This window comes from Actinotalea subterranea (assembly GCF_008364845.1).
Classification (GTDB): domain Bacteria; phylum Actinomycetota; class Actinomycetes; order Actinomycetales; family Cellulomonadaceae; genus Actinotalea; species Actinotalea subterranea.
Genome location: NZ_VTTP01000002.1, coordinates 128,889 through 151,445, shown reverse-complemented (window position 1 = coordinate 151,445; position 22,557 = coordinate 128,889). Strand labels below are relative to the sequence as shown.

The following is a 22,557-nucleotide window of genomic DNA, read 5'->3' as shown; positions in this document are numbered from 1 at the left end:
CCCTGACCGCCCCCAGTCCCCCGCGCCCGTGGACACCGGTGCGCTGCGCGTCGTCGACCCCACCCACGCGCTGCCGCCGCGCCCCGCGCCGACGCACGCGCTGCCGGCGATCGCGCCGCAGGGCCTGAGCGACGACCCCGAGTGGTACAAGACCGCCGTCTTCTACGAGGTCATGCTCCGCTGCTTCTCCGACTCGACGGGTGCCGGGTCGGGCGACCTCCGCGGCCTGATCAACCGGCTGGACTACCTCCAGTGGCTCGGCATCGACTGCCTGTGGCTCCCGCCGTTCTACCCCTCACCGCTGCGCGACGGCGGGTACGACGTCGCCGACTACACGGCGATCGCACCGCAGTACGGCACGCTCAACGACTTCGCGGAGCTGATCGAGGCCGCCCACGCGCGCGGCATGCGCATCGTCATCGACCTCGTCATGAACCACACGAGCGACGCGCACCCGTGGTTCCAGGCCTCCCGCTCGGACCCCGAGGGGCCCTACGGCGACTTCTACGTGTGGAGCGACGACAACACGCGCTACGAGGACGCGCGCATCATCTTCGTCGACACGGAGACGTCCAACTGGACGTTCGACCCCGTGCGACGGCAGTACTTCTGGCACCGGTTCTTCAGCCACCAGCCCGACCTCAACTTCGAGAACCCGTACGTGCGCGACGCCATGAAGGACGTCGCACGCTTCTGGTTGCGGCTCGGCGTCGACGGCTTCCGGCTCGACGCCGTGCCCTACCTCTTCGAGGAGGAGGGCACCAACTGCGAGAACCTGCCGCAGACCCACGCCTACCTCGCGGAGATGCGCGCGATGGTCGACGAGGAGTTCCCGGGCCGCATCATGCTCGCCGAGGCGAACCAGTGGCCCGAGGACGTGATCCCGTACTACGGCACGCCGGAGGCCCCGGAGTGCCACATGTGCTTCCACTTCCCGGTCATGCCGCGGATCTTCTACTCGATCAAGGACCAGCGCGCGAACCAGATCGTCGACATCCTCGCCGACACGCCCCGCATCCCCGCCACGGGCGGCCAGTGGAGCACCTTCCTGCGCAACCACGACGAGCTGACGCTCGAGATGGTCTCCACCGAGGAACGCGCGTCCATGTACGGCTGGTACGCGCCGGACCCGCGCATGCGCGCGAACGTCGGCATCCGCCGTCGGCTGGCGCCGCTCCTCGACAACTCGCGGGCCGAGATCGAGCTGGCCCACGCGCTCCTGCTCTCCCTGCCCGGCAGCCCGTGCCTCTACTACGGCGACGAGATCGGGATGGGCGACAACATCTGGCTGCCCGACCGCGACGCCGTGCGCACGCCCATGCAGTGGACGCCGGACCGCAACGCCGGCTTCTCGACGTCGGACCCCGGCAAGCTCTACCTGCCGGTCATCCAGTCGCTCGTGCACCACTTCACGACGGTCAACGTCGAGGCGCAGCTCGCGTCACCCACCTCGCTCCTGCACTGGGTGCACGGCATGCTCACGATCCGGCGGCAGCACCCCGTGTTCGGCAACGGCGAGTTCGTCACGCTGACGAGCGACAACGACTCGGTGCTCGCGTTCCTGCGCCGCTCGGCCACGGAGACCGTGCTGTGCGTCGCCAACCTCGCGTCGACGCCGCGCTCGGCGGTCGTGCGGCTCCCGGACAACGCCGGGCACGAGCTCCACGACGTGTTCGGCGGCGCGCGCTTCGCGCCCGTCAACGCGCACGGCGAGGTCACCGTGACGCTCGGCTCACGGGACTTCTTCTGGCTGACGGTCTCGCCGCCGGCAGCCACCGGCTGATCGACGGCGACGGCAGGGGAGGCGGCACGGACATGGCGCACGAGGATCGCGGCAGCACGACCGGACACCCCGTCATGGCGCGAACGACCCCGCCGGACGCGGTGCTCGACCTCATCCGTCCGTGGCTCGAGCGGCAGCGCTGGTTCCCCGCCAAGGGCAGCGCGGAGCCCGTCGAGCGCATCGCGGTGCTCGAGCTCACCGACCCCGCGGGGCAGGCGGAGGTCCGCGTCGAGCTCCTGCGCCTCCCCTGGGGCGGCGCGCTCCAGGTGCCCCTCGTGCTGCGCACCGACGACGCCACGCCCTCCTCGGACGAGCACGGCCAGGAGCGGGCCGACGGTCCCGAGGTCGCCGGCCTCGTCGGACGCCTGCCCGCGTCGGCGGACCGACCGGCGGTGCTCGTCGTTGACGGGTGCCACGACGCCGCCTTCCTGCGCGCCTGGCTCAGCGCCGCGGAGCACGAGGCCTCGGCGACCGGGCACCGCGCAGGTGGGGACGCCGCGTCGGGCGTGGACGCCGTCTCCCCGTCGGCCGCTCCACCGCTCGCGGACCAGCTCATGGGCATGCGCGTGCTCACGGGTGAGCAGTCCAACACCTCGGTCCTGCTCCCCGCCGCGGTGCCGCCCGCGATCCTCAAGGTCTTCCGCACCGTCAACCCGGGCGCCAACCCCGACGTCGAGGTGCCCCTCGCGCTCAGCCGTGCGGGCTGGCGCGGCGTCCCCCGCCCGCTCGCCTGGCTCACGGGTGCGTGGCCCGCAGGACCGCATGCGGACGACGATCACCACGTGGGTCACCTCGGCGTGCTCAGCGAGCTCGTCGTGGGGGCCGAGGACGGGTTCGAGCTCGCGTGCCGCCACGCGCGCCAGGGCGAGGACTTCGGCGACCTCGCGCACGACCTCGGCCGCACGACCGCCCAGATGCACCACGCGCTGCGCGAGGCGCTGCCCGTCGACGACGCGGGGCAGGGCCCCGGGGCAGCGGAGCAGCGCGCGGGGTCCGCCGAGGACCTCGACGCCGACCGGACCGCCGTCGCGCGCACCGTCGTGGACACCCTGCGCGCACGGGCCGCGGGTGCGATCGAGGCCGCGCCCGTCCTGGCCGCGCGGTCGGCCGCGATCGACCGCGTGCTGGCGGCCGTCGGCCAGCTCGCCGACCTGCCGGCGCTCCAGCGCGTCCACGGCGACTTCCACCTCGGCCAGGTGCTCCGCTCACCCACGCGGGGGTGGGCCGTCCTGGACTTCGAGGGCGAGCCCCAGGCGAGCGCCGACGAGCGCACCCGCCCCGACCTCGCGCTCCGCGACCTCGCGGGGATGCTCCGCTCGATCGACTACGCCGCGGCCGTGGGCGCCGCACCGTCGCCGCGCTGGTCCCAGGAGGCCCGCACCGGGCTCGTGACCGGCTACCGCGAGGAGGTCGCGACGCAGCGCGCGCCCGGCGCCGACGCGGCGCACGACGCCGAGGTCACCGACGTCCTGCTGCGGGCCCTCGAGCTCGACAAGGCGCTCTACGAGGTCGTCTACGAGTCCCGGAACCGGCCGGCGTGGCTGCCGATCCCCCTGCGCGCCGTGGACCGCCTCGTGGCCGACGGCGACTGAACGCCGCACCGCTCTCCTGTGCACGCCACGCGGGCCCGTGGCAGGGTGAGGACATGACCGTGCCGCCCAGCCCGAAGACCGGACCGACCCCTCGCGACATCGTCACCCCGGAGCTCGACGCGATCGTCGCCGGCACCCACCAGGACCCGCACCGGGTGCTGGGCGCGCACGTCGACGGCGACGTCGTCACCGTGCGGGTGCTCCGTCCGCTCGCGGACGCCGTGGTGGTCGTCACCGCCGACGGCGAGCACCCCGCAAGCCACGAGCACGGCGGCGTCTGGGTGTGCGCGTTCCACGCCGAGGCGTTCCCCGACTACCGGCTGCGCGTCACGTACGGCGACGAGACCACCCTGACGGACGACCCCTACCGCTTCCTGCCCACGCTCGGCGAGGTCGACCTGCACCTCATCGCCGAGGGGCGCCACGAGGAGCTGTGGACGGTGCTCGGCGCCAACCTGCGCTCCTACCCGAGCGTCCTGGGCGAGGTGCACGGCACGTCGTTCGCCGTGTGGGCACCCAACGCGCAGGCCGTGCGCGTCGTCGGGGACTTCAACCACTGGCAGGGTGCCGCCCACGCCATGCGGGCGCTGGGCAGCAGCGGCGTGTGGGAGCTCTTCATCCCCGGTGTCGGCGCCGGCGCGCGCTACAAGTACGAGATCCTCACGCGGGAGGGCTCGTGGCGCCAGAAGGCCGACCCCCTCGCCCAGGGCACCGAGACGCCTCCGGCGACCGCGTCCGTCGTCGTCCGCTCGGAGTACACCTGGGACGACGCGGCGTGGCTCGAGCGTCGCGCGGCGAGCGACCCGCACGGCGGCCCCATGAGCGTGTACGAGGTGCACCTCGGGTCATGGCGACCCGGGCTGGGCTACCGGGCGCTCGCGGACCAGCTGACCGAGTACGTGCTCGGCCTCGGGTTCACCCACGTCGAGCTGCTCCCGGTCGCCGAGCACCCCTTCGGTGGCTCCTGGGGCTACCAGGTGAGCTCGTACTACGCCCCGACGGCCCGGTTCGGCCACCCCGACGACTTCCGCTACCTCGTCGACCGCCTGCACCAGGCGGGCATCGGCGTGCTGCTCGACTGGGTGCCCGCCCACTTCCCCAAGGACGAGTGGGCGCTCGGCCGCTTCGACGGCAGCCCGCTGTACGAGCACCCGGACCCCCTGCTCGGCGAGCAGCCCGACTGGGGCACGTTCGTGTTCAACTTCGGCCGCAACGAGGTGCGGAACTTCCTCGTCGCCAACGCGACCTACTGGCTCGAGGAGTTCCACGTCGACGGCCTGCGGGTCGACGCCGTCGCGTCGATGCTCTACCTCGACTACTCGCGCAGCCACGGGCAGTGGCGGCCGAACATCCACGGCGGCCGCGAGAACCTCGAGGCGATCCGCTTCATCCAGGAGGCCAACGCGACGGCCTACCGGCGCACGCCCGGCATCATGATGATCGCCGAGGAGTCGACCGCCTGGCCGGGTGTGACCGCGCCAACGGACGCCGGCGGCCTGGGGTTCGGCCTCAAGTGGAACATGGGCTGGATGAACGACACCCTCCGCTACCTCGCGGAGGAGCCGATCAACCGTCGGTACCACCACCACGAGGCCACGTTCTCCCTGGTCTACGCGTTCTCCGAGCACTTCGTGCTGCCGATCAGCCACGACGAGGTCGTGCACGGCAAGGGCTCCCTCCTGCGCAAGATGCCCGGTGACCACTGGCAGCAGGCGGCCGGGGTGCGCGGGCTCTTCGCGTACCAGTGGTCCCACCCGGGCAAGCAGCTCCTGTTCATGGGCTGCGAGTTCGGCCAGTCCGGCGAGTGGGCCGAGGGCCGCAGCCTCGACTGGCACCTGCTCGAGTACCCCGAGCACTCCGGGATCTCACGCCTCGTGACCGACCTGAACCGCTTCTACCGCGCCGAGCCCGCGCTGTGGACGCTCGACGGCGACCCGGCCGGGTTCGAGTGGATCGACTCCCAGGACGCGGACCACAACGTGCTGTCCTACATCCGACGGGACGGGACCGGGCGGACGGTCGTCGTGGTCGTGAACTTCGCCGGGACGCCCCACGAGGGCTACCGGGTCGGCCTGCCGCAGGGCGGGGCCTGGGTCGAGGCGCTGAACACCGACGCGGAGGTGTACGGGGGCTCCGGGGTCGGCAACCTGGGCCGCGTCCAGGCCCTCGACCAGCCGCTCCACGCACAGCCCGCGTCGGTCACGCTCCGCGTCCCGCCGCTGGGTGCGCTGTACCTCGTCCCGGAGGGCCAGGAGCCGCTCACCCGCTAGGGACCCCGGACGGGGAGCGTCGAGGTGCTCGACGCTCCCCGTCCCGCCGTAGGGCCGAGCGGGCCTGCGTCAGTAGAGCGCGCTGGCGAGGGCCCTGCGCGCCGCCATCACGCGGGGGTCGGCGTCGCCGACGACGCCGAAGAGCTCGACGAGGCGCAGCCGAGCGCGTTCGCGGTCGGGCCCCGCAGTGGCCCGGACGAGGTCGACGAGCCGGGCGAAGGCGTCCTCGACGTTGCCGCCCAGGACGTCGAGGTCAGCGACCACGAGATGCGCGTCGACGTCCTGCGCGTCGGCTGCCGCGGCCGCCCGGGCGCCGGCGGGGTCGACGCCCGACGTGCGCCTGAGCAGCTCGACCTGGGCCAGACCGACACGGGCCATCTCGTCACGCGGGTCCTCACGCAGCGCCTGGCCGTACGCCTCGGCGGCCGCGTCGAGGTCGTCGCGCTCGATGGCGTCGTACGCGGCCTGGTGCAGCGGCGGGAGCGGCGGCTCCTCGGGCTCGGCCGGCTCCGCCTCGGCCGCGGGCAGCGGCGTCACGGTCCCGGTCACTCCGTTCGCGGCGGCTGCCTGCAGCAGCTGGTCGAGGATCGCCTGGATGTCCTCGGCCGCGGCGGCGCCCTGGAAGAGCGGCACGGGCTGACCACGCAGCACCGCGACGACGGCGGGCACGCCCTGGGCGCCGAACGCCTGCGCGATCTGCGGGTACGCCTCGGCGTCGACCCGGGCGAGGACGAACCTGCCGCCGTACTCCCCCGCGAGCCGGACGAGGTCGGTGGTGACCGTGCGGCTCGCCTCGCTCCAGGACGCCCAGAGCACGAAGACGACCGGGACCTGGACGGACTGCTGGACGATCTGGCCGAACAGACCCTCGTCGGTCACGTCGACGACGACGCCCGCCGGGGCACCGGCCGGTGCGCCTGCCGGCCCACCGGGCGCCGGGGCCGCGGGCCGGCCGAGTCCCGAGAGGTCGACGGCTCCGCGGACGTCGAGACGGGGGCGGGGTCCGGTGGGCTGCGTCATCTTCTGCTCTCGCTGGTCGTGTGCGGGGGTCGTGCGTGGCTCGTCGACGGGCGCAGGCTACTCGCCCGTCACCTGGACACGGGAGTGCTCCGCGCCGATCATCCGGATCGGCTCCGTCGAGCCCGCGGGCGGCACGGCGAATGCCACCATGCTGATCCAGGTGATCCCCAGGTTGGACGCGACGGTGTCCTTGCCCAGGAGCCCGGCAGTCTGGTCACCGATCTTCAGGGTGCTGTCCGCGAGCGTGATCGTGGTGACCGTCTGGATCGCGCCCACGACGATCGCGCCGCCGTCGGCGGTCTGGACGGCGTAGGGGCCGCCGCCGGTCGGCTGGTACGTCTCGGCGAGCGTGCCGTTCTCGCCGACGAGGCCCCCGTAGGCCTCGCGCGTGCTGCGGATGCCCGTGGTGAGCGGGTCCTCGGCGAACTCCGCGACGTGGGGAGAGGCCGCCCCGTTGGTCAGGACGTCCGCGTAGCGCGCGAGCACGTCGGCCGGAGGGACCGCGAGCGTGTCCGCGTCGACCGGCAGCAGTGCGCTGCCGACCTCCGGCTGCGCCGTCGCGGGCATCTGCGCGCCGGGGAAGAGCCTCGACCAGGACCACAGCTGGTACTGCTCGCGCGGGCTGTTCTGGACGAACGTGAGCAGGAGCGGCGGCTGGAGGTCGGCCGGGGGCTCGGTCACGACCATGAGGGTGCGCGGCCACGCGTCCGTGGTGGGCGCGATGACCGTCTGCGCGGCGGCGGGCACCGGAGTGATCGCCGTGGTGTCCCCTGCCTGCGTCAGGACGTACTCGGCGTTGCGGACCGTCATGGCCGGACCGGTGACGCGCGGTGTGAGGAGCTCGAGCTGCGTCGCGGCGTCCGCCTCCGCGAGGACCGCGGAGACCTCGCCCAGGACGTCCTCGACCTGCGTCGTCGAGACCGCGGGCGGCAGCGCGGCGGGCACGGCGTCCGGCTCGGGAACAGGGAGGGGCGCGCTGCACGCGGCGAGCAGGGCGCACGCCGCCACCGCACCGGCCGACGTCCGTGCGAGGCGGTTCATCGGGCTCCTCCGTCGTGTCGTCCGCCGGCGTTCTCCTCCGGCTCGACCGGGGTCCACCCGGCGGGCTCCTCGCCGGGCGGGGTGGCGACGCCGGAGAACCCCCAGGCGCGCCGCCAGGCGTCCGCCGACGGCGCGGGTGCACCAGGGCGGCCCGGGACGGTGTCCGGGGCGACGACGGCCGGTGCCGACGCTGCGGCCGGCGTGCGCTCGACGTCCGGCTCCGACACGGGCGTCGCCGGCCCCCGACGCCGCAGGCGGCCGAGCAGGCCCCCGCGACGGTCCTGGGGCTCGGCGTCCGGCGTCGTCACCGGCGCCTGCGACGTCGGCACGGGCACGGGCTGGACCACAGGTCCCGCGGGCACGCCGGGCGTGGACCGGAGACCGGGTGCGGGGACGCCCTGCCGGCCCGGACCGCTCATCGGGGCCGACGGCGCCGTGGGCGCGGCGCCGGACGGGGCGGCCGGAGCCGTGCCCGCCGCGACGGCGGGCGAGGCGCCGGGGCCCTGCACCGCGAGGGGGAACCGCGCTCTGACGGCCGCCTGCTCCGGCGCCACGTGCTCGGCCGGCACGGGGGCCGGAACGCCGGGCGCGGGCGCGGGGGCCGACGACGGTGAGCCGGGCGCCGGCACCTGCGGGACCGCGCCCGAGTCGCGCCGCCGATGACGGTCGCGCTCGCGCTGCTGGTCGAGCTCGCGCAGCTGACGCCGGGTCATGGGGACGGCAGGGTCCGCCGTCGTGCCCACCCCGCCCGGGGCGGGCAGGCTCGTCGTGGCGGTCCCGGGCGCCACCGTGGGCGTGTCGTTCGCCCAGCCCAGGGACGGCGCCGACACGGGGGCCGTCGTCGGCACGGCCACGCCCTGGGCGCCGAGGGGCACGGACACCGGGCGGGCATCGTCGCGCGTACGCCCGGCGTGACCGGCACGGCGCGACCGGAGCAGCAGCACGGCCCACCACACGAGCCCGGCGAGCAGCAGGGCCGCACCGCCCGCGACCCCGGGGACCAGCCACGGCGTGGTCACGACCTGGGGCCACACCAGGGTCACCGTCGGCGCCCCGGCGGACTCGCCGGTCGTGGCGACGAGAAGGCTCCAGCGGCCGTCCTGCGCCTGCCACTCGAGCTCGGCCTCGCCGTCGCCCGAGGCCTCGACGAGCCACAGGTCGGAGCCGCTGGGGTTCGGGGCCGGCGTGGCCGCCGCGGCGTCGTCGCCGGTCGTCGCTGCCTCACCCTCAGCCGGCGCCTCACCCTCCACCGGGGCCTCACCCTCGGCGGGGACCTCGCCCTCGGCGGGCGTCTCCTCCGTGGCCTCGGGCGCGGTCGCGGCGACGTCGTCCGTGCTGAGCGTGCGCAGGTCGGCGAGACCTGTGACGCGCGTGTGGGCGTCGGTCCCGATCCACGCCTCGACGTCCGCGGTGCGGCCGAGCGCGAGCACGACGGTGTCACCGGAGCCGGCGCTCGCCCGGACGGTCACCTCGTCGGCCGCCATGTCGAGCACGCCGGGGTCGGTCATCAGGAGCGTCGAGCCGTCGGCGGCGGTGGCGGACGCCTCGAGGGTGTCGGAGGCGCGCCACAGGGTCGCCGAGGCGAAACCGAGGCCGATGGCGGCGGCGCCGAGCAGGCACAGCAGCGACGCGAGAGCGCGTTGGAGCACAGATCGTCCTTCCACGTGACGATCCACCATAGGCGAGACAGCCGGTCGGTTCGCGACGAGGTCCGCCCCGGTGCCCGCCACGAGCGCCACGGGGTGCGTCCGACGGACCCCTGCGCCGGGGTGGGGCGCGGCTGCGAGGACCGATACGCTGACGTCCTGGTCGGCTGCGAGGCGGGCCACGCATGCTGCGCCCTGGCTGCTGCGACGGACCGCGGAGCCCTGTGGCGGGCCCGGTGCGCCGGCCGACGCGGTCGGCGGACGTGAGTGCTGTCCTTCCCAGGAGGTTGCTGTGCCCGACGAGCGAACGCTGTTCCCCGTGGTCATGCGTGGCTACGAGAAGACCCAGGTCGACCAGCGTCTGCGCCAGCTCGAGCAGCAGCTGGCCGACGCGCGGACGCAGGTCGAGCAGCTCGACGCCAAGGCGATGCAGGTCTCCGGCGAGCTGTCCGAGGCGCACCGCCAGCTGCGCGAGGCCGAGCGCCCCACCTACTCGGGCCTCGGGTCGCGCATCGAGCAGCTCCTGCGGTCCGCCGAGGAGCAGTCCTCCGACGTCGTCGCGCAGGCCAACGCCCAGGCCGCCGACGCGCTCGCCCGCGCGAAGCTCGCGGCGGGTCAGCTCCGCGCACGTGCCGAGAACGAGGTCGCCGAGATGCTCGCGACCGCACGCCGCGAGGCCGAGGAGGTCCGCAGCTCGGCCTCCTCCGAGGCGGAGAGCACGCTCACGAACGCCCAGCGCCGCGCCGAGGAGCTGGTGGGTTCCGCCGAGCGCGAGGCCGCGCGCATCTCGAGCGCCATCACGACCGAGGAGAACGAGCGACGCACGGGCCTCGAGCGCGAGCTCGGCACGCTGCGCGCGACGGTCGAGCGGGAGACGACCGAGCTGCGCGTCTCGACCGAGCGCGCCACGTCCGAGCTGCGCAGCTCGACCCAGGCCGAGACGGCCCAGCTCCGGGACGAGGCCGAGCGCTACGCGCAGGACCTGCGGGCCTCGGCCGACGCCGACACGACCGAGCTGCGCCAGCGCACGGAGGCCGAGACCGCGGCCCTGCGCACCGACGCGGAGCAGTACGCCGCACGCCTGCGGGCCACCGCACAGACGGAGACCGCCGAGCTGCGTCAGCAGACGGACGCCCAGGTCGGTGCCCTGCGCGCCGAGGCGCAGCAGTACGCCGACGGCGTCCGTGCGGCAGCCGAGCGCGAGGCGCGGGGCGTCCTCCAGCGCGCCGAGACCGAGGCCACGGCGCTGCGGACCGAGGCCGACCAGTACGCCGCGTTCGTCCGGGCTACCGCCGACCGTGAGGTCGCGGAGCAGCGGTCCGCGGTCGCCGACGAGCTCACCGCCGTCCGCAACGCGATGGCCGAGGAGCTCGCGACGGTGCGCGCGGACTCCGAGCAGTACGCCGCCGAGCTGCGGGCCACCGCGGAGCGCGAGACGACCGAGCTGCGCGAGACCACCCAGCGCGAGACCACCCACCTGCGATCGACGACCGAGCGTGAGACCACCGAGCTGCGCGGCACGACGGAGCGCGAGACCACCGAGCTGCGCGAGACCACGGAGCGCGAGACCACCGAGCTGCGTGAGCGCACGCGCCTCGAGGTCGAGCGGCAGCTGACGGAGGCCCGCCGGACCGCCGCTGAGCTGACCGCGGCGGCGACGGCCGAGGCCGCGGCCATGCGCGAGGAGGTGCGCAACGCCCTGGCCGACGCCGAGGTCGACATCGCCACCCGCCGCGAGGCAGCGGAGCGGGCCGACGCCGAGCGGCACGAGGCCGCACGCGTGGCGACCGAACGTCTCGTGGCCGACGCCGAGGCACATGCCGCAGAGGCCGAGCAGCGCGTCGCGAACGCGCTCGAGCAGGCCGAGAAGATCCGCCGCGACGCCGACGTGCACGCGAAGGACCTGCTCTCGAACGCACGGCGCAACGCCGACCGCGTCGTCGCCGAGGCACGCGAGCACGCCGAGAAGACCCTGTCGGAGGCCATGACGGAGGCGGAGCGCGAGCGCACGAGCGCGCAGCGCCAGGTCGAGGACCTCAACCGCCAGCGCGAGTCCATCACCAGCTACCTCGACGAGCTGCGCAACCTCCTGGGCCACGACCCGACGCCCTCGCGCCTCACGCTCGAGCGCGCCGAGCACGCCGAGGCCCGGTTCGCGGCGGCCCGCGCGGCGAGCGCCGGCACCGACGCCGCGGCCGACGGTGACGTCCGGGACGCCGTCGCCGCAGCCGGCGACGCCCGCCCGGACGACGACGGCGTGGCCTCGGTCGACGAGGCCGGGGATCACGCACCGGCTGACGAGGACGCGACCGGCGCCCCGGCAGCGGACGGAGCCGTCCCGCCGACCGACGCCGAGGCCCCGGCGGACGCCGCCCCCGAGGCCGTCACCGAGGTGCCCGTGGCCGACGAGCCCAGCGAGGTCACGACCGGCGAGGTCACGGCCGACGACGCGCACGGTGCCGACCACGAGACCGCGCCCGGCAACGATGCCGAGGCCGGGGCACAGACCGCCACCGAGGCCGAGCCCGACGCCGAGACCGTGGCAGACAGCGAGGCCGGGGCAGGCACCGAGGTTCAGGCTGCCCCCGGGACGCCCGGAGACGCCGAGGCCGGGGCCGACGACGACGCCGAGCCCGCCGCAGCGGGTCCGGGGCGTGCGCCGCGAGGGGCGGGGAACCGCAAGGGTGCCTGACGGCTCGGACCAGGACTGGCGCGAGCGCCGCAGCGAGGCGGCGACCGCGCACGCGGCCGCGCTCGAACGCCGCCGGTCGGGCGAGGCCGCGCAGGCCCGTGCCCTGCTCGCGCAGTTCATCCGCGACGCGCAGGAGCAGGGGCTCGCACCCGTGCCGCTGCGCGCGCGGACCTACGACGGCCGCGCGCGCTACCGGACGCCGCTGACCGGCTGGTACCTGCGCCGCAACGAGAGCGTCGCCGTCGGCACGGACGGCGAGTTCTACATCCTCTCGGTCCCGCCTACGCTGCGCGGTCGGCTGACGGGCGCGACCGTCGAGCCCAGCGACCCCCCGCTCGTGCTGGGCAAGGGCGCTCGGGACGGCGAGTCGATCGACCTCGTGGATGCGCTGCGACTCGTCCTGGAGCGCGCCGACTCCTGAGCGCCTGAAGCCCGTGCCTGGCGTCAGGCGACGTCAGGTCAGCGACGTCAGGTTCAGTCCCCGGCGCGGCGCAGGAGCCCCTGGAGCGCTGCCGCGACGGGCTCGGGGCTCTCGTTGCTCGTCATGTGGCCGGCCGCGGGCACCACGACGAGCTCGGCGTCGGGCAGCGCGTCGGCCATGTGCTGCGCGGCCGGGACGGGCGCGAGCTCGTCCTCGCCACCCACCACGACGACCGCGGGCCCGGTGAAGCCCGCGAGGACGGCCGTCCGGTCCGGGCGCGCGGCCATGGCTCGCTGGGCCCAGGCCACGGCGTGCGGGCCCTGGTCGCGGATCCACCGCTCGATGCGCTCCGCGAGGTCGGGCCGCGTGACGCGGTTCGTCGCCCCGAGCAGCGAGGTGCGCATCCCGAGGACGGCGTCGACGCGCATCTCGGCGGTGACCGTGTCCGCGACCTGCAGGCGCTTGGCCCGCGCCTCGTCAGGGTCGGCCGTGGACTTGGTGTCGACGAGCCCGAGCCCCGCGACGAGCCCCGGGTGCCGCTCGACGAGGGCCATCGCCACGTAGCCACCCATCGAGAGGCCCGCCACGACGGCTCGCTCGACACCGGCCGCGCGCAGCGCTGACGCGACGCCGTCGGCCATCACGTCGACCGACGGCACGGCGGTGTCGGCGCCCAGGGCCTCGGCGACGTCAGGGCCCGTGGGCGACGTCCCGAAGCCCGGCAGGTCGGGCGCCAGGACGGTGGGGTCCCCCGCGAGGAGGTCCGTCACGTCGAGCCACATCCGGTGGTCCAGCGGGAACCCGTGGAGCAGCACGAGGGGCAGCCTGCCGGGCGCACCCCGTCGCAGGGTGTGGAGCTGCAGCATGCCGTCGGTCGTCATCAGAGACCCTCCGTGTCCTCGTCTGCTCGTACGTCGGTGCGTCGTGCTGTCCTCGTGCGCCGTGGCGATGCCGTCAGCGCGTCTCGTCGTCGGCCGTCGCGGTCTCCGCCGCGCCGGACCACCGCGTGGGCAGGGGCGGGTGGCCGGGCAGGACGTGCGCGACGATCTCGTCGAGCACGCGGCGCACCGCTGCCTCGCCGACCCACAGGTGCTTGGCGCCCTCGACGCCGATGACCTCGGCCTGGCGCACCGCCGCGAAGCGCTCGCGCGCCTCGTCCGGGCGCAGGTAGTCGTCGAGCTCCGGGACGAGGACGACGAGCGGCTTGCCGAAGGCGTCCCACGCGGCGAGGTCCTCGGGGCCGGCCCGGTGCAGGGGTGGCGACAGGAGGATGGCGCCCTCGACCGAGGGGTCGGCGCCGTGCATCAGGGCCAGCTCGGTGCCGAAGGACCAGCCGACGAGCCAGCGGCGCGGCAGGTCGTGGAACTCGGCGTACTCGATCGCCGCGACGACGTCGTAGTGCTCGCCCGCTCCCCCGTCGAACTCGCCCTCGCTGCGTCCCCGGGGGCTCGAGGTGCCGCGGGTGTTGAACCGCAGGACCGCGAGGTCCGCGAGCGCGGGCAGCCGCCAGGCGGCCTTGCGCAGCACGTGCGAGTCCATGAACCCGCCGTGGGTCGGCAGCGGGTGGAGCGTGACGAGCGTCGCGAGGGGCGGCCGGTCGGCGGGGACCGCGAGCTCACCCACGAGGGTGAGGCCGTCCGCGGTGCGGAGCTCGATGTCCTCGCGGCGAGCGGGCAGGACGGTCAGGGCCCGGATCTCGGTCCCGCCCTCGTCGGTCCCGTCAGGGCCGACGGGTCCGTCGGGGGTGCTGGAGCTGGGGGCGGCGCTCTCGGTGCTCATCACCCCAGAGCCTATCGACGGCCGGGCGGCGCCGCCCGCACGAGGCCCTCGAGGACGTGCGCCACGCCGTCGTCCTCGTTGCTCGGGCAGATCTCGTCCACGGCCGCCAGCACGGACTCGTGCGCGTTGGCCACCGCGACCGCCCGGCCCGCCCATGCGAGCATCGGGAGGTCGTTGGGCATGTCGCCGAACGCCCACACGTCCTGCGCAGCGACCCCGCGTGCCGCGGCCCAGCGCGCGAGCGCCATCCCCTTGGTCACGCCGGGCGCGGAGATCTCCGCGAGCCCCGCGGCTCCCGAGTCCGCGACCACGGCGCGGTCGCCGAGCGTCTCGGCGACCGCAGCGACGAACGCCTCGTCCTGCACCGCGGCGCACCGCGCCAGGAGCTTGCCCGTGCGCCCGTCCAGGACGTCCTCGATGCGCGGCGCGACGGGCGACCCGTCCGGCACAGGGTGGGACGACGTGAAGCCGCTCTCAGCAGCGAAGCCCGTCGGGCGTTCGGCTGCGAGCGCCACACCGCGGAACGCGCGGCGCAGGTCGGTGGCGAGGGTCGCGACGAGCGGGTCGGGCATCAGGTCCGCCTGGAGGACGGTCCCGGTGCCGGGCTCGTAGACCAGTGCGCCGTTGAGGCAGATCACCACCCCGTGGCCGGCGACCGCGTGCGCGACGGCGTCGATCCAGCGCGGCGGACGGGCCGTGACGAAGACGACGTCGATGTCCGCCTCGTGCGCCGCCCGCAGCGCCCGGGCCGTGCGGGGCGAGATCGACCCGTCACCCCGTAGCAGGGTCCCGTCGAGGTCGGTCGCGACCAGGCGTCGGCCCACGGTCATCGCCGCCGGCCGCGGTGCGCCCAGCACGACGAGTGCCAGTGCCGGCGTCCGGCGAGGCCCGCCTCGGCGCCGAGGAGGTCGTCGGTGGCCCACGCGACGACGTGCGTGGTGCCGGGCGTCACGTCCTGACGGCACCCCGGGCACGTGTAGACCTTGTCCGCGCTGCGCACGGTCTGCACGGTCCACTCGCCGTCGCCCGCCGACTCGGACCGGCGTCCGCCGCGCGCACGCTCGGCGTCGAGCTCGGGGTGCGCCTGCGCCCAGGGGCGCCGGCTCGACCTACGTCCGGACGGCATGGCTCCATCCTCTCGCAGACGCGGGCCCCCGGCCCGCCCCGGCCGGGCTGGACCCGGCTGGGCCGACCAGCGCCGGCCGGCCCCGGCACGGGGTCAGGCCAGCTCGGACGCGCCCTCGACGGGCGGCACGGTGCTGGTGCGCAGGAGCTCGCGGTACCAGTACGCCGAGTCCTTCCACGTGCGCTCGAGGGTGTCGTAGTCGATCCGGACGATGCCGAACCGGCGGTGGTAGCCGTAGGCCCACTCGAAGTTGTCCATGAGGGACCACACGAAGTACCCGCGCACGTCGGCACCGGCGTCCATCGCGGCGCCGACGGCCTCGACGTGGTCGTGCAGGTACCGCACGCGCTCCTCGTCGTGCACACGCCCGTCGGGCGTGACCGTGTCGGCGAACGCCGCACCGTTCTCGGTGATCATGAGCGGGAGGCCGGGGTACGTCCGCGAGAGGCCGACGAGCAGCTCGGTCATCCCGGACGGGTCGATGTTCCAGCCCATCGCGGTCGTCGGGCCGGGCTGCGCGAGGAACTCGACGTCGTCCGCCGCGATCCAGGGCGACGCGGCCGAGGCGCCGTGGCCGTCGGCCATCGCACGCTCGTGGTCGAACGTGAACGTGCGCACGCGCTGCGTCGCGTAGTAGTTCACGCCGAGGACGTCGAGCCCGGTGTGCGTGATCTCGAGGTCGCCGTCCTCGACGAAGGACCAGTCGGTCACCGCGGCTGTGTCCTCGAGCAGGTCGGCCGGGTAGTAGCCGTCGAGCACCGGGTTGAGGAAGGCGCGGTTGGCGAGCGCGTCGATCTTGCGCACGGCGTTGAGGTCGGCCGGCGACTCCGGGTCGTCCGGGCGTGCGACGTGCAGGTTGAGGGTCAGGGACAGCGTCGACGCGTCGCCCAGAGCCTCACGGACCGCCCTGCCGGCGAGACCGTGCGCGAGGTTCAGGTGGTGCACCGCCGCGAGCGCCTCGGCGCCGTCCGTGCGCCCCGGCGCGTGGACGCCTGAGCCGTACCCCAGGTACGCCGAGCACCAGGGCTCGTTGAGCGTCGTCCACACGGTCACGCGGTCGGCGTAGGTCTCGACGACCTTGCGCGCGTAGTCGGCGAAGCGCAGGGCCGTGTCACGCACCGGCCAGCCGCCCGCGTCCTCGAGCGCCTGCGGGAGGTCCCAGTGGTACATGGTGACGACGGGGTCGATCCCGGCCGCGAGGAGGTCGTCGATGAGCCTCGAGTAGAAGTCGAGGCCCTCGGGGTTGAAGGCGCCCGAGCCGGTCGGCTGGATCCGCGGCCACGCGAGCGAGAACCGGTACGCGTGCAGCCCCAGGTCCTTCATCATCGCGACGTCCTGCGCGGTGCGGTGGTAGTGGTCGGCGGCGACCTTGCCGGAGTGGCCGTCGACGACCTTGCCCGGTGTCGCGGAGAAGGTGTCCCAGATGGACGGACCACGGCCGCCCTCGTCAGCGGCACCCTCGATCTGGTAGCTCGCGGTGGCCGCGCCCCACTCGAACTCGGCGGGGAAGCGGCGGCCTGTCGGTGACGTCGTCATGGGCCGACATCATGCCGTGGTCGAACCGATTCGGCCTCCGCGTCCCAGGTGCTGGGAGCGTGGCCATCGCAGGGCGGGCGGGCGCCGTCGAGGAGGCCGCCGCGCGTTCACCCGTCCGGCGTCCGGGTGCCCCGCGACCGCGCGCGCCTCGCACGCGGACCGGTCCGCAGGGACGACCATGGAGCCAGCTCAGGGAAGGAGCCCCATGCCGACGATCGACGACGTCGCCCGGGCCGCAGGCGTCTCGGCGTCCACGGTGTCGTACGTGCTCTCCGGCAAGCGCACGATCTCCGGGCCCACGCAGGAGCGCGTCCGCCAGGCCATCGCGGACCTCGGCTTCCGTCCGCACGCGGGTGCCCGGGCCCTCGCCTCGGCCCGGACGAGCGTGATCGCGCTCATGGCACCGCTGCGGGCGGGCGTGGACGTCAACGTCATCATGCAGTTCGTCACCGGCGTGGTGCGCCGCGCACGCGAGTTCGACCACGACGTGCTGCTGCTCACCCAGGACGACATGGCGGGCATCGAGCGCGTCTCGCACGGCTCGATGGTCGACGCGGTCATCGTCATGGACGTCGAGGCCGACGACGAGCGGCTGCCGGCCCTGCGCGGGCTCAAGCAGCCCGCCGTGCTCATCGGGCTCCCGGGCGACGAGCGAGGTCTCACGTGCGTCGACCTCGACTTCGAGGAGGTGGGCCGCCTCGCGCTGCGGCACCTCACCGACCTCGGGCACCGCCGGGTCGCGCTGATCGGTCCCCCGCCGTCCGTCCTCGAGCGGCACACCTCGTACGCCGAGCGCATGCTGCGGGGCTACCGCGCGCAGGCCGAGGCCGCCGGCCTCGAGGTGCTCGTCCAGCCCTGCGAGGGCACGGCCGTGGGGGCGCGCGCCGCGACGCTCGCCGTGCTCGAGGCGATGCCCGACCTGACAGGCGTGGTCGTGCACAACGAGTCGGCGCTGCCCACGGTGCTCAGCACCCTGCGACGCGAGGGCCGGCGCGTGCCGGACGACGTCTCGCTCGTCGCCGTCTGCCCCGCGGAGGTGGCCCTGAGCCAGTCCATCGCGCTCACCGCCATCGACATCCCCGCGCAGGAGATCGGCGGAGCGGCGGTCGACCTCGTCATGGACCTGCTGACCCCGACGCCGCCCCCACGCCCGGGTGGGGCCGCCGCTCCTGCGACGGCCGCCGCCGCACCCGTCGAAGGCACCGACCCGACCGGGAGCCCGACGGGCACCGGGCCCACGCGCGCCACGGTGGCGCCGCACCTCTTCCCGCCGCACGTCACGGTCAGGGAGACGACGGCGCCGCCGCGGCGCACCCCGGCCTAGGCACCCGGCAGGTCAGGACCGCGGGCACGTCCCGCCCGTCAGGGCAGGTCGGGCAGCGCCGTGACCGACCGCGCGCCGTCCCCGACCCAGACCACGGGCCACGGCGCACCGTCGGCGACGACCGCGACGCCCCAGCGACCGGGGGCGCCGTCGGCGACGACCTCGACGGACCCGCCGGACCGTCGCACCGTGAAGCGGGCAGGCGGCTCCCCCGCGCTGTCCCCGCCGCGCGGGACGAGGACGTCCGTCGAGGTGCCGTCCGCGGGCTCGACCACCCGGAGCAGCACCCCGTCGGCGTAGTCGTAGTCCGGCACGTCGTCGCGCGCGCCCATCGGCACGACGCTCCCGGGGCGCACCATGAGCGGCAGCGAGTCGACGGCGTGCTGCTCGCGGACCCACCGCGGCCCGGTGACCTGGGCGCCCGTCTCCAGGTGCGTCCAGGTGCCCTCGGGCACGTAGTACTCCGCCGTCCCGTCGGGCGAGAACACGGGTGCGACGAGGAGCGCGTCGCCGAGCATGTACTGCGTGTCGACGGTCGCGGCGCCCCGGTCCCCCGGGAACTCGAGCACCATCGGCCGCATCATCGGCAGCCCGTCCGTGTGCGCCTCGTCGGCGACGCGCGCCAGGTACGGCATGAGCGCGAGCTTCAGACGCGTGAACTTGCGCATGAGGTCCACGGCCTCGGTGTCGAACGCCCACGGCACGCGGTACGAGTCCGACCCGTGGAGCCGCGAGTGGGAGGACAGGAGCCCGAACGCCGTCCACCGCTTGAACACGGTCGGGTCGGGCGTGCCCTCGAACCCGCCGATGTCGTGGCTCCAGTAGCCGAACCCGGACATGGACAGCGAGAGCCCGCCGCGCAGCGACTCCGCCATCGCCTCGTACGTGGACCAGCAGTCGCCTCCCCAGTGCACCGGGAACTGCTGACCGCCCGCCGTCGCCGACCGCGCGAACACGACCGCTTCCCCCTCGCCGCGCCGCTCGACGAGCAGGTCGAAGACGGCCTTGTTGTAGAGGTACGCGTAGTAGTTGTGCATGCGCGCCGGGTCGGACCCGTCGTGCCAGACGACGTCGGTGGGGATGCGCTCCCCGAAGTCGGTCTTGAACGCGTCGACGCCCATGCCGAGCAGGCGGTCCAGGTGGCCCGTGAACCAGGCGGTGGCCTCGGGGTTCGTGAAGTCCACGAGGCCCATCCCCGCCTGCCAGCGGTCCCACTGCCACACGGACCCGTCGGCGCGCTTGACGAGGTAGCCGCGCTCGGCGCCCTCGGCGAACAGCGGCGAGCGCTGCGCCACGTAGGGGTTGATCCACACGCACACCCGCAGCCCGCGCTCCTTGAGGCGCTCGAGCATGCCGTCGGGGTCGGGGAACGTGCGGGGGTCCCACTCGAAGTCGACCCAGTTGAGCTCACGCATCCAGAAGCAGTCGAAGTGCACGACGCTCAGGGGGACCTCGCGGTCCTCCATCCCCTGCACGAAGTCGTTGACCGTCTTCTCGTCGTAGTCGGTCGTGAACGACGTGGACATCCACAGCCCGTGCGACCAGCGCGGCACGCGCGCCGGACGTCCCGTCAGGGCCGTGTACCGGCGCAGGATCTCCTTCGGGTCGGGCCCGTGGATCACGAAGTACTCGAGCGACTGCCCCTCGACGCTGAACTGCGTGCGTGACGTGAGCTCGGAGCCCACCTCGAACGACACCAGCTCGGGCTGGTTCACGAAGACGCCGTAGCCGCCCGTCGTCAGGTAGAAGGGCACGTTCTTGTAGGCCTGCTCGCTCGACGTGCCGCCGTCGGCGTTCCACACGTCGACGCTCTGCCCGTTCTTGACGAACGCGCCGAACCGCTCGCCGAGGCCGTACACCAGCTCGCCGACGCCGAGGCTCAGCTGCTCGTGCACGTAGTGCGTGCCGTCGTCCGCGTCCACGACGCCGATGCCCTTGTGCAGGCTCGACGTCAGGACCCGCCCGTCGGCCACGAAGTCCACGCGCCACGCCGGCCCACGGTGGACGTGGACCGAGAGTCCACCCGAGGTGAGGACGCCGCGCGCGTCCTCGAGCGCGATCTCGACCGGTACCCGGTCCTCACCCAGCAGCTCGAACGACGGCCCGGCGTCCAGCCCACCCTGGTGGTGCTCGATGCGCACCCGGATCACGTCCGGCATCGGCGAGCTGTAGGTCACGGTGATGACGGGGCGGTTGAGGGTGTCCCCGCGCTTCGTGATGCGGGACGTGGGCGCGTAGACGGTCATCGCGTCGTCGGCCGACCAGATGTCGTAGGCCTCGGCCGGGTGCAGGGGGTGCATCCCCTCACGGACCATCCAGTAGCCGTCGGTGAACTTCATGGGTCGCTCTCAGCTCTCTCGGAGGCTCGGGTGGATGTCTGGCTACTTCACGGCGCCCGCGGTGATCCCACGGGTCAGCGTGCGCTGGAAGATGAAGAAGAAGAGGACCGCGGGCAGCAGGCTCACGAGGGAGCCCGCGTTGATCGTCGGCGCGTCCATGAGTCGATCGCCCTGGAGCGAGGCGAGCGCGACCGGGATCGTCTGCGTCGCGTTGTCGATGAGCATGACCAGCGGGATGAAGAACTCGTTCCAGGTCCAGATGAAGAAGAAGATCAGCAGGACCGCGAGCGTCGGCCGCGAGATCGGGTAGACGACCCGCCACAGGACCTGCCAGCTGTTCGCCCCGTCGAGCGCCGCGGCCTCGAGGACCGAGGGCGGGAACGTCGAGAGCACCGAGGCGAGCAGGTAGGTGCCGAACGCGCTCTGGATGACCGTGAAGATGATGATCACCGAGAGCTGGGTGTTGTAGAGCCCGGTCTCCTTCGCGAGGTAGTACAGGGGGTAGATCAGCGCCTCCTGCGGCAGCATGTTCGCGAGCAGGAACAGCGTCACGATCCACATGCGGCCCTTGACCCGCCCGATGCCGAGCGCGAAGGCGTTGAACAGCGAGACCACCGTCGCGAGGATCGCGACCGAGCCGCTGATCACGACCGAGTTGAGCAGCTTGCCCGGGTACTCGACGCGGTTCCAGAAGTTCACGAGGCCGTCGGTGTACAGGCTCGTGGGCAGGCTCAGCGGCCCGTTCGCGGAGTACTCCCCCGGCGACTTGAAGGCGTTGAGCAGCATGATCGCGAACGGCGCCATCATGAGGAGCGCGACCAGGACGGTCAGCGCGAGCACGACCCACCGCAGCGGCCCGCGGTGCAGGCGGTCACGTGCGGGGCGCACGACGCCGGCACGCGAGGCGGCGGGGCCCGACGGCGGCACGCGCGCACCGTCGGCCGTGGTGGTCGGGGCGATGCTGCTCATGAGAGGCCTTCCTTGCGCTCGCTGGCCGCCTGGACGCGCATGAAGACGATCGACACGACGATGACGATCAGCGTCAGCACGGTCGCGATCGCGGCGCCGTAGCCCACCTGGGACTTGGGGAAGAAGTTCTGGTACGCGAAGTACGAGGGCACGTTGGTCGTGTTCTCCGGGCCGCCCTTGGTCAGCACGTAGATGGGCCCGAACACCTTGAGCGCCGCGATGGTGCACGTCAGTGTCACCACGAACGTCTCGGGCTTGATCTGCGGCAGCGTGATCGCCCTGAACCGCCGGAACCAGCCGGCGCCGTCGAGCTCCGCCGCCTCGTAGAGCTCGGGGTCCACCCGCTGGAGCGCGGCCATGAAGATGACCACGGGGTACCCGATCTGCACCCAGATCATGACCATCATCACCGTGGGCAGCGCCGTCGTCGTGTCACCGAGCCAGTTGAGCGCCCAGGAGCCGAGGCCGATCCGGGTCAGGAGGCCGTTGAGGGCGCCCGTCTGCGGGTTGAGGATCCAGCCCCACAGGATGCCGGCGACCGCGACGGGAAGGATCTGCGGGAGGTAGTAGGTCGCGCGCAGGATGCTCGCGACCCGGCCGGAGAACCGCTTGCCGAGGTAGTCGAAGAGCACGGCGGCCAGGAGCAGGCCCAGCAGCGTCGGGACCACGACCATCGCGACGATCATCGCGATCGAGTTCCGGAACGACAGCCAGAACGTCTCGTCGGCGAAGAGCCGCGTGTAGTTGTCGAGCCCGGTCCAGCGGGGCTCGCCGATCCCCGCCCAGCGCGTCATCGAGTAGTACAGGTTCATGAAGAACGGCACCACGATGACGCCCAGGAAGAGCAGGGAGCCGGGGATGAGGTAGAGCCAGTACACGCGGCCGACGCCGCCCGGCCGGTGCCCGCCGGCTCGTGTGCGGCCCGGACCGGACCCGCGTGGTCGCCGGGGCGACGCGGCGACGGTCAGGCTGGCGTCCGGCTCGGTCGTGGTGGTCATGGGGACTCCTGTCGGTGCTCC

The 22,557-nt window shown here is 73.9% G+C and carries 17 protein-coding genes; 6 read left to right on the top strand and 11 right to left on the bottom strand.

The features are described 5' to 3' along the window. Positions 1–100 precede the first annotated feature (100 nt). The 3 genes from treS (at position 101) to glgB (ending at position 5,645) form a co-directional block, all read left to right on the top strand. Complete coding sequence (treS, locus tag FZ988_RS03730; RefSeq protein WP_246169248.1) at positions 101–1,783, top strand: maltose alpha-D-glucosyltransferase; 1,683 nt, start codon at positions 101–103, stop codon at positions 1,781–1,783. Positions 1,784–1,857: 74 nt separating this feature from the next. After that, positions 1,858–3,375 carry a maltokinase N-terminal cap-like domain-containing protein gene (locus FZ988_RS03725; protein WP_149202672.1) on the top strand — a complete coding sequence of 506 codons (1,518 nt, stop codon included), beginning with the start codon at positions 1,858–1,860 and terminating at the stop codon, positions 3,373–3,375. Between the two features lie 53 nt (positions 3,376–3,428). After that, positions 3,429–5,645 carry a 1,4-alpha-glucan branching protein GlgB gene (gene glgB / locus FZ988_RS03720; RefSeq protein ID WP_149202671.1) on the top strand — a complete coding sequence of 739 codons (2,217 nt, stop codon included), beginning with the start codon at positions 3,429–3,431 and terminating at the stop codon, positions 5,643–5,645. A gap of 69 nt (positions 5,646–5,714) precedes the next feature. Here the strand turns inward: glgB and FZ988_RS03715 are convergent, their stop codons facing one another. The 3 genes from FZ988_RS03715 to FZ988_RS03705 are packed head-to-tail and all read right to left on the bottom strand — an operon-like array spanning position 5,715 to position 9,355. Next, positions 5,715–6,665: a tetratricopeptide repeat protein gene (locus FZ988_RS03715; RefSeq protein WP_149202670.1), complete on the bottom strand. Its 951-nt coding sequence runs from the start codon at positions 6,663–6,665 to the stop codon at positions 5,715–5,717. A 57-nt stretch (positions 6,666–6,722) separates the two neighbouring features. After that, positions 6,723–7,706 carry a DUF8094 domain-containing protein gene (locus FZ988_RS03710; RefSeq protein WP_149202669.1) on the bottom strand — a complete coding sequence of 328 codons (984 nt, stop codon included), beginning with the start codon at positions 7,704–7,706 and terminating at the stop codon, positions 6,723–6,725. Further along, positions 7,703–9,355 (bottom strand): hypothetical protein, encoded by a 1,653-nt coding sequence (locus FZ988_RS03705; RefSeq protein WP_149202668.1) that lies wholly within the window; start codon positions 9,353–9,355, stop codon positions 7,703–7,705. Before FZ988_RS03705 ends, FZ988_RS03710 begins: the two co-directional genes overlap by 4 nt. Positions 9,356–9,644: 289 nt before the next feature. On the opposite strand from FZ988_RS03705, the gene FZ988_RS03700 reads away from it, so the two are divergent. Next, entirely contained in the window at positions 9,645–12,044 is a 2,400-nt protein-coding gene (locus FZ988_RS03700) for a coiled-coil domain-containing protein (protein ID WP_188078961.1), read from the top strand. After that, positions 12,037–12,465, top strand: coding sequence for a hypothetical protein (locus FZ988_RS03695; RefSeq protein ID WP_149202667.1), 429 nt, complete (start codon positions 12,037–12,039; stop codon positions 12,463–12,465). The genes FZ988_RS03700 and FZ988_RS03695 overlap by 8 nt, the downstream gene beginning before the upstream one ends. Before the next feature lie 53 nt (positions 12,466–12,518). On the opposite strand, the gene FZ988_RS03690 is transcribed toward FZ988_RS03695, so the two are convergent. The 5 genes from FZ988_RS03690 to FZ988_RS03670 form a co-directional block, all read right to left on the bottom strand. Further along, entirely contained in the window at positions 12,519–13,346 is an 828-nt protein-coding gene (locus tag FZ988_RS03690) for an alpha/beta fold hydrolase (RefSeq protein ID WP_149202666.1), read from the bottom strand. Between the two features lie 73 nt (positions 13,347–13,419). Continuing rightward, entirely contained in the window at positions 13,420–14,244 is an 825-nt protein-coding gene (locus FZ988_RS03685) for an alpha/beta hydrolase (RefSeq protein WP_246169185.1), read from the bottom strand. Between the two features lie 11 nt (positions 14,245–14,255). Next, the gene (locus tag FZ988_RS03680; RefSeq protein WP_246169183.1) at positions 14,256–15,068 is read right to left on the bottom strand and encodes an HAD family hydrolase; all 813 of its coding nucleotides are present in this window, start codon (positions 15,066–15,068) and stop codon (positions 14,256–14,258) included. A gap of 2 nt (positions 15,069–15,070) precedes the next feature. Continuing rightward, entirely contained in the window at positions 15,071–15,370 is a 300-nt protein-coding gene (locus FZ988_RS03675) for a hypothetical protein (RefSeq protein WP_149202665.1), read from the bottom strand. Positions 15,371–15,463: 93 nt separating this feature from the next. Then, positions 15,464–16,906, bottom strand: coding sequence for a GH1 family beta-glucosidase (locus FZ988_RS03670; RefSeq protein WP_149202664.1), 1,443 nt, complete (start codon positions 16,904–16,906; stop codon positions 15,464–15,466). A gap of 205 nt (positions 16,907–17,111) precedes the next feature. Between FZ988_RS03670 and FZ988_RS03665 the strand changes: the two genes are divergently transcribed. Continuing rightward, the gene (locus FZ988_RS03665) at positions 17,112–18,230 is read left to right on the top strand and encodes a LacI family DNA-binding transcriptional regulator (RefSeq protein ID WP_149202663.1); all 1,119 of its coding nucleotides are present in this window, start codon (positions 17,112–17,114) and stop codon (positions 18,228–18,230) included. Between the two features lie 38 nt (positions 18,231–18,268). On the opposite strand, the gene yicI is transcribed toward FZ988_RS03665, so the two are convergent. Genes yicI through FZ988_RS03650 form a run of 3 tightly spaced genes read right to left on the bottom strand, consistent with a single transcriptional unit; the run spans position 18,269 to position 22,536 of the window. Next, the gene (yicI, locus tag FZ988_RS03660) at positions 18,269–20,569 is read right to left on the bottom strand and encodes an alpha-xylosidase (RefSeq protein WP_149202662.1); all 2,301 of its coding nucleotides are present in this window, start codon (positions 20,567–20,569) and stop codon (positions 18,269–18,271) included. Between the two features lie 42 nt (positions 20,570–20,611). Next, positions 20,612–21,538: a carbohydrate ABC transporter permease gene (locus tag FZ988_RS03655; protein WP_149202661.1), complete on the bottom strand. Its 927-nt coding sequence runs from the start codon at positions 21,536–21,538 to the stop codon at positions 20,612–20,614. Then, on the bottom strand, positions 21,535–22,536 hold the full coding sequence (locus FZ988_RS03650; RefSeq protein ID WP_149202660.1) for a carbohydrate ABC transporter permease: 1,002 nt from the start codon (positions 22,534–22,536) through the stop codon (positions 21,535–21,537). The genes FZ988_RS03655 and FZ988_RS03650 overlap by 4 nt, the downstream gene beginning before the upstream one ends. Between the last annotated feature and the right edge of the window lie 21 nt (positions 22,537–22,557).